The sequence below is a fragment of the Lysinibacillus mangiferihumi genome (assembly GCF_003049665.1).
Classification (GTDB): Bacteria; Bacillota; Bacilli; order Bacillales_A; family Planococcaceae; genus Lysinibacillus; species Lysinibacillus mangiferihumi.
This window is the reverse complement of the sequence record NZ_PYWM01000025.1, coordinates 61592-68370: the sequence shown is the minus strand read 5'-3', so window position 1 is coordinate 68370 and position 6779 is coordinate 61592. Positions and strand designations below refer to the sequence as shown.

Below are 6779 nucleotides of genomic sequence, written 5' to 3'. Positions count from 1 at the left end.
CAAACCGCACTAAACGGTCTTTGTACAGTACAACGACTTTTGAAATATCACGATTATTAATCTTGTCAATTAATTGTTTCAAACCTTTTTTCTTATAGTTGATTCCGCTGCCAATATCTTGAATAATCTCGAACTGATAGCCTTTTGCTAACATATATGTTTTCAGGTTTTCAACTTGTGTAGTTAAATCGTCTTTTTGACTTGGTGTACTCACACGACAGTAGCCAATGACAAGTTTTTTATCATTCTCAGCTTTTTGAAACTCTCTTAATTGTTCGGTTGAGTAGTATCTTGTACCACCTTCTGATACATGACAAGGTTTCAAAACATTCTCACGATCCATTTTACGAAGGGTAGAGGTACTAACACCTACTCGTTTTGCAAATTTACCAATGGACATTAATTCCATGTACATCACCTCAAAAAAATATAATCTACTATTATATATCGCACGAGGTGTTATTTGTTTAATACAAATTTATTAGATTTAGATAGGTTTTTCTTGTTCACATAAAGGCGCAACACTTTATGCAGTCTTTCTTTCACAAGTAGACCTCTCATGCTTTCACATGAGCGCAGACTATTTCTTCATCTCAATAAAGAGATGCGGTATTTTTCTTCCGCCATTCGCTTGCGGCTTTACTCTCCCTCAAGGAGATAGTCGTTGAAGGTTTCCCTTATTTATTCAACTTAACGATGAATAAACGTAGGGCTTTCCCTGCTAAACACCCATTGTACTAGCACGTAGCACTCCGTTTTCTATCCGTCACGCTAACCCATTGATAGACACTAAGAGATTTTATTTCAGCATATGCCATCCTTATTATTTTTTCTGCTTTCGCACCATAACGTTTACCGTTTCCAGTTCCGCTTTGGTCATAAGGCTTTAGGGGTTCAAAGCAATTAACACCGAGTACGCACCGTTCACACGATACGCAGGGTAGCCAGTTAAAAATCTATATTCAAACTAAATTTTTGTATATTTTAATAGATTCTTTGTAACTGTTTTGTTACCCAAAATGGATTTTAAATTTGCCGTTTTCTCTTTATAAATAATTTTTATTTGTGATTCATAATGACTGGCTACACTAACCAATATAGATGCAGGACGTGCGTGAACACCTGCTTTATCTATTACGTTAAATTTTTTTTCAATCATGCTTTTCAACCGCCTTTATTGAGTAATCCGAATAATTGCTAACAGAATCTAACTTTTCTACTTGAACTTCGCTTATACTCCAGTTTATTTTTTGTGTATTGATAAATCCCGTCTTTTCCTCCATAGCATTTAGAACACCCATTGCAATTCCGTAATTGATTGTTTCTGTTGGTGGAAGTTTACGGGAAAAACCGGCTGCAAATCCTGCGATGACAGAATCACCTGACCCTACAGGATTTATAACTTTTACTTTAGGAATCTTTACACGGTAAACTATTTCTTCATTGCGTACCAATGCACCCCCGTCTCCTAAAGTAACGACTATCCAGGGGATACCATTTAAAACAGGGTCATGCAACGCTTGAATTACATGTTGTTCAGAATCAATTTTCCTTTCCACTAAATCCGCTAACTCTTCAAGGTTCGGCTTTATCAAATACGGTTTGTATTCACCTATTAAAGATTGTCTGAGTGCTTCTCCGTTTGAATCCAGCAATATTATAGAATGATTTTCATGAGCAATCTTAAGTAACTCTCCGTAGAAGTTTGTTTCCAAGCCTCTTGGCAAACTTCCCGAGACCGTAATGATATCAGTTTCTTTGACAAGTGACTGAAACTGCTCCAAAAATTCCGCAGCTTCTTTCCTACTAATCTTCGGGCCGCTTTCTAAAATTTCTGTCTGCAGGTTGTCATGGATAACAGCGATACAATTCCTAGTTTCTTCCTTACCTTCTATAAAATAATCTTTTATCATAAGTTCATTGATTTGTGTGCGGATAAAACCCCCTAGACTTCCACCTAAAAAACCAGTGGCCGCAACCTCTTCTCCTAATTGAACCAAAACTCTAGATACATTTAATCCTTTTCCACCTACTGTCTTTGATACGCTCACAACACGATTTACGGTGTTCAACTTTAAATGATCGAGCTTATAGCTAATATCAACAGAAGGATTTAAGGTAACTGTAAGTATCATTTATCCACACACCTTTCTAAGTAATTTACTATAAACAATTAAAAATAATTATGCTTTTCCATCACTCATACAAATCAAAATTTTACTGATTGCTGCTTCTTTCATATTCTCCTTCGCCTTTGCCATGTATTTTCTCGTATCCGACTCATTTGGATGCTCAATCAGAAATTGGCGAAGAGCGGTAGAGAAAGGAATTTTTAATTCTGTAGAAATATTCACTTTCGCGCAACCTAGGGCAATACATTTTTGAATATCTTCTTTAGAAATACCAGACGCCCCGTGCAAAACAATCGGGATTTCAATCAAGTTTTTGATTTTCTCTAAACGTTCGAAGTCTAATTCCGGCTTCGTCTCGTACAAACCGTGTCCAGTACCGATTGCAACAGCTAATGAATCTACTCCCGTGCGTGCTACAAATTCCACTACTGTATCGGGATCCGTATAAGCTGCATCTTTCGCTTCTACAATTAAATCATCTTCTTGACCGACTAGTTTGCCTAATTCTGCTTCGACAGTTGCTCCATACAAACGTGCCATTTCTACAACTCTTTTAGATAATTCAATATTTTCTTCAAATGAATAATGTGAGCCATCAATCATAACGGACTTTGTACCCAACTTAAGTGATGCCTCGATAGATTCAAGCGTTTCATGATGATCTAAGTGCAGAGCAATAGGAATATCGTTCTCACTAGCAGCAACTTCAGCAATTGCTTGAATATAGGCACGTCCCGCGTAATTCATTGTCCCAGGTGTAGCAGCCAAAATCACTGGTGATTTCATTTCAACGGCAGCCTCGATTACAGTTTGGATGGTTTCTAAATTGTGAATATTGAAAGCTGGGACTGCATAACCTTCTTTTTGAGCTTTAATCAGCATCTCTTTCGTATTTTGTAAGTTTGTCATTCTGTTTCCTCCTTATTAATTTTTAAAATTTCAGAATTTAATAGGGATTTCATCTCTTACATATTTTACGACCCCATCTACTGCTGTCGCTATGACAGTCAAATTGGAGTTGAGAACAACATAGTCAGCCACTTTCCCACTTTTGATGCTTCCGAACTTGTCTGCTTTTCCAATGCTCGCTGCAGTTGACAGTGAACCTAGATGCCATATTTCATGTAAAGGTCGGTTGCTCCATTTTTGTAAGTTCTGTATGCCATCAATTAGTTTTAAGGTGCTCCCAGCAAGAGATCCAGTTTCAGTCTTAGCAATACCATTTGAAATAGTCACAGGAAATTCTCCTAAATAATATACATCGTCTGGCATTAATCCTGCACGCATGCAATCTGTAATCAAAATAAGTTTGTCTTTTTTAATCTCTAATGTCATAGATGCAAGAATTGGATGCACATGGTGTCCATCGCATATTAATTCTGTATAGCAGCGTGAATCTGTTAAAGCAGCACCGACAGCACCTGGTTCACGATGATGTAAACCTGACATACCGTTAAACAAATGCACATAGCAACGGGCACCGTTGTCCACAGCATGTCGACAACACTCATAATCAGCATCCGTATGCGCAATGCTGACCAACACTTGTTTACTGACTTCCTTAATAAAATCTATTGCGTGTTCTCGCTCTGGGGCTAATGCGATTTTTGTAATTGTTCCGTTTGCGAGCTCTTGCCATTTTTTAAATTCAGCTTCATCGGGATTTTTGAAGTATCTAGCATTTTGTGCACCTTTATGCTTATCAGTGAAGTAAGGTCCTTCTAAAAATATTCCTTCTGACTGAGCTCCTGGCAACCCACTGTCTACAGCACTGACAATTGCTTTGATTGCCTGTTCTAATATTTCATCTGAAGAAGTTAAAGTAGTTGGTAAGAAGCGTGTGACGCCAAGTTGTACAATTGTATTGGAAATCTCTTTAATCGCCTCTACTGTTCCATCCATGACGTCATGCCCCTTGATTCCATGAATATGAGTATCAAATAAACCTGGAGCAATCATGAATCCTGACCAATCCTTCACTTCAGAATTTTCAGGAATTTTATCTCTGAATTCCCCGAAAACCCCATTCTTCACTTCTAGATAACCTTTTTTTCGTTCTTCATTTTCAAGTAGAAATCGATCTGCAATAATATAATATGTCATTTGTTTTTGCATCCTTTTTTAAAATTATCTAGTTTCAATTTACAAACTATCAATTTGTATGCATTCTTACTTAAGCAAATTTCTCTTCTTTTTCCTTTTCTTATTAATAAATCCTGTTGCCAGCACGCCTAGAATCGCTAAGATTACAACTACAGGAATGATATTCAAACTTGAGAATATCTTAAGCAAAGTGAGTACTATTATTGCATCTGGTACAAGAAGTGCAACACCGGAGATACCGTATACTTCTAGTCCAAATAGCGGGTAAAACAATGCTACAGGAATAGTTAAGACCAAGCCATATACAACGCCTGAGATCATAGCTCCACGTCTTCCTCCTAGTGCGTTTCCAAATATACCTGCTGCTCCCCCAGTGAAGAACCCACCTATAATTGAAGGTAAAGGAATAACCGTCCCAAATGCTTTTGACACAAACATGCCTATAATCATCCCTAATACAGAGAAGACAAAACCAATCATTAAAGCGGTAGGAGCAAATCCAAAAATTACTGGTACATCAAGAGCAGGCTTAGCCCCTGGAACCAACTTAATGGCAACTCCTCGGAATGCTGGTACAATTTCTCCCAAGAACATTCTTACCCCTTGGAGTAATACTAGAACTCCAGCAGTAAACCCAAATGCTTGAATAATAGAGTATACTAACCAATTTTGTTCTCCACTTAATGTACTGACAAATTCAGGTCCAGCCACAAATGTTGTGATTAGGTATAAAATTAACATTACTGCTGATATTGAAATCGCTGTATCTTTAAACATTTCAAGACCTTTCGGCATCTTAACTTTCTCAGAATCTTTAGAAGCATTTCCAAAAATCTTACCTATATAAGCAGATAAAACAACACCACTTGTCGTTAAGTGCCCATATGCAATATCATTATTACCAATAACTTTTCTCATAATTGGCTGTGCCAGAGCTGGGAATAAGACTAAAATTAGTCCTTGAATTAAAGAACCCCATAATACAGCTTCAGTTGTAGAATACCCTAGATCATAAAACGCCCACGCTAATGCTCCTGACATAATCCAAAGCATATGTCCTGTCAAATAGATATATTTAAATGATGAAAACCTTGCTAGAATGATATTTACTACAAACCCAAATGCCAATATTAAGGATGAATTACGAGCTATTTCAGTAACATTTTCAGATAAAGCACCGATTACTGCTTCATCAAAAGGTACAACTCCTGTCAAATTAAAAGCTTGAGTAAACATTTCACTAAACGGTGTAATAAAATCAACAATAATACCCGCCCCAGCACTTAAAATAAGTATGCCTAAAATAGTTTTGAAAGTTCCTTTGACAACATCTCCAAATACTTTACGTTGAATTAATAAACCGATTAGGGCTACTAGTCCAAGTATAATCGCTGGAGTTGTCAGTAATTGAATTATGAATTCTAGCACTTCCATTCCCCATTTCTTTTTGATTGTTTCTCAGCTTCTTTCATGTAACTCGATATCTATTTTTACATTTTAAAAAAGTATGTTATCTTTTCCTTAATTTCCGCTTTATCTACCATATTATTCAAGTAAATAACTGGGGCATCTACACTCGGAAACGCCCCCTTCATATCATTAGATGTAACAAATAAATCTGCACTCAAGCCTTTCACTGAACCCATATCGATTGCTTCAACATTTGCTACTTCACCAATTTCTTTTAAAATATCATCAATTGTCATTTTCACCATTAGACTTGTTCCAAAACCCATCCCACATACTGTATATATTTTCATAACTAGTCTCCTCCGTGATTTAAGTTTTAAAGACATTTCACTCGGCTTTTATAATTTTTAATGTGTTCTTTATTAATGTCATCTCCTTTATCTAAATTTGAACTTACCCATACGTTTGGTTCTACTCCTTCTTCTAATAAACAACTAATAGATTGCGCGATAACACTTTGCAAAATCATAAATCCAATCACAGAAGATGTTGGACCAAACTTTGTTGCAAATCCTTCTACTTCTATAACTGCATCCCCACTTACGCCACAATTATCTAGTATGACATCTGCAATATCGATTAATTTTTTCCCTGAAGCATGTCTGGAGGTTACATCATTTGTGAATTCACTTGAAGTTAACGCAATAACTATTAATCCCTTTTTCTTTGCTTCTAGCGCCATCTCAATTGGAACTGAATTTCTGCCTGACGTAGACGCTATAATAATCACATCACCTTTTTTCGTCTCTTCACTATCAAGTATCTTTTTAGCATAGCCATCCAACCTTTCAAACCAAGTACTTTTTGTCGCTTCAGGTCTTAAAGACAAAGCGGGTTCAAGTATAGGATTAACAGCTACTAGACCACCAGCTCTATAAAAAATTTCTTCCGCATACATTTGGGAATGCCCGCAGCCAAAAATGTGTATTAATCTATCATGTTTAACTGCCTCTTTGATTAATCGGGATGCTTCATTAATTGCATCCATTTGAGTAACTTTCACTTGTTTAATAATCTGTTCAATTTGCTCAATATATTTTAATGCCATCATTTTACATCCACCCTTTTCACCAG

The 6779-nt window shown here is 36.6% G+C and carries 8 protein-coding genes; all 8 read right to left on the bottom strand.

Going from position 1 to position 6779, the window contains the following annotated elements; all coding sequences use genetic code 11:
- Positions 1–409, bottom strand: a 409-nt coding sequence (locus C9J37_RS20435; RefSeq protein ID WP_107896864.1) for an IS607 family transposase, incomplete at its 3' end; no start/stop codon positions are given.
- A 558-nt stretch (positions 410–967) separates the two neighbouring features.
- Complete coding sequence (locus C9J37_RS20430; protein ID WP_107896863.1) at positions 968–1159, bottom strand: HPr family phosphocarrier protein; 192 nt, start codon at positions 1157–1159, stop codon at positions 968–970.
- On the bottom strand, positions 1152–2135 hold the full coding sequence (locus C9J37_RS20425; protein ID WP_107896862.1) for a hexose kinase: 984 nt from the start codon (positions 2133–2135) through the stop codon (positions 1152–1154). Before C9J37_RS20425 ends, C9J37_RS20430 begins: the two co-directional genes overlap by 8 nt.
- Before the next feature lie 48 nt (positions 2136–2183).
- Positions 2184–3041, bottom strand: a complete 858-nt coding sequence (gene gatY / locus C9J37_RS20420; protein ID WP_107896861.1) for a tagatose-bisphosphate aldolase subunit GatY — start codon at positions 3039–3041, stop codon at positions 2184–2186.
- A 30-nt stretch (positions 3042–3071) separates the two neighbouring features.
- Positions 3072–4235: an N-acetylglucosamine-6-phosphate deacetylase gene (nagA, locus tag C9J37_RS20415; RefSeq protein ID WP_107896860.1), complete on the bottom strand. Its 1164-nt coding sequence runs from the start codon at positions 4233–4235 to the stop codon at positions 3072–3074.
- 66 nt (positions 4236–4301) lie between these two features.
- Positions 4302–5669, bottom strand: a complete 1368-nt coding sequence (locus tag C9J37_RS20410) for a PTS ascorbate transporter subunit IIC (protein ID WP_107896859.1) — start codon at positions 5667–5669, stop codon at positions 4302–4304.
- 56 nt (positions 5670–5725) lie between these two features.
- Positions 5726–5995, bottom strand: a complete 270-nt coding sequence (locus C9J37_RS20405) for a PTS sugar transporter subunit IIB (protein ID WP_107896858.1) — start codon at positions 5993–5995, stop codon at positions 5726–5728.
- Between the two features lie 26 nt (positions 5996–6021).
- The gene (locus C9J37_RS20400; RefSeq protein ID WP_107896857.1) at positions 6022–6756 is read right to left on the bottom strand and encodes a sugar isomerase domain-containing protein; all 735 of its coding nucleotides are present in this window, start codon (positions 6754–6756) and stop codon (positions 6022–6024) included.
- Between the last annotated feature and the right edge of the window lie 23 nt (positions 6757–6779).

What these genes read in the sequence shown, in the direction of transcription:
- C9J37_RS20410 (WP_107896859.1), bottom strand. Translation starts at nt 5,669, where the DNA reads ATGGAAGTGCTAGAATTCATAATTCAATTACTGACAACTCCAGCGATT.
- C9J37_RS20405 (WP_107896858.1), bottom strand. Translation starts at nt 5,995, where the DNA reads ATGAAAATATATACAGTATGTGGGATGGGTTTTGGAACAAGTCTAATG.
- C9J37_RS20400 (WP_107896857.1), bottom strand. Translation starts at nt 6,756, where the DNA reads ATGATGGCATTAAAATATATTGAGCAAATTGAACAGATTATTAAACAA.
- C9J37_RS20430 (WP_107896863.1), bottom strand. Translation starts at nt 1,159, where the DNA reads ATGATTGAAAAAAAATTTAACGTAATAGATAAAGCAGGTGTTCACGCA.
- gatY (WP_107896861.1), bottom strand. Translation starts at nt 3,041, where the DNA reads ATGACAAACTTACAAAATACGAAAGAGATGCTGATTAAAGCTCAAAAA.
- nagA (WP_107896860.1), bottom strand. Translation starts at nt 4,235, where the DNA reads ATGACATATTATATTATTGCAGATCGATTTCTACTTGAAAATGAAGAA.
- C9J37_RS20425 (WP_107896862.1), bottom strand. Translation starts at nt 2,135, where the DNA reads ATGATACTTACAGTTACCTTAAATCCTTCTGTTGATATTAGCTATAAG.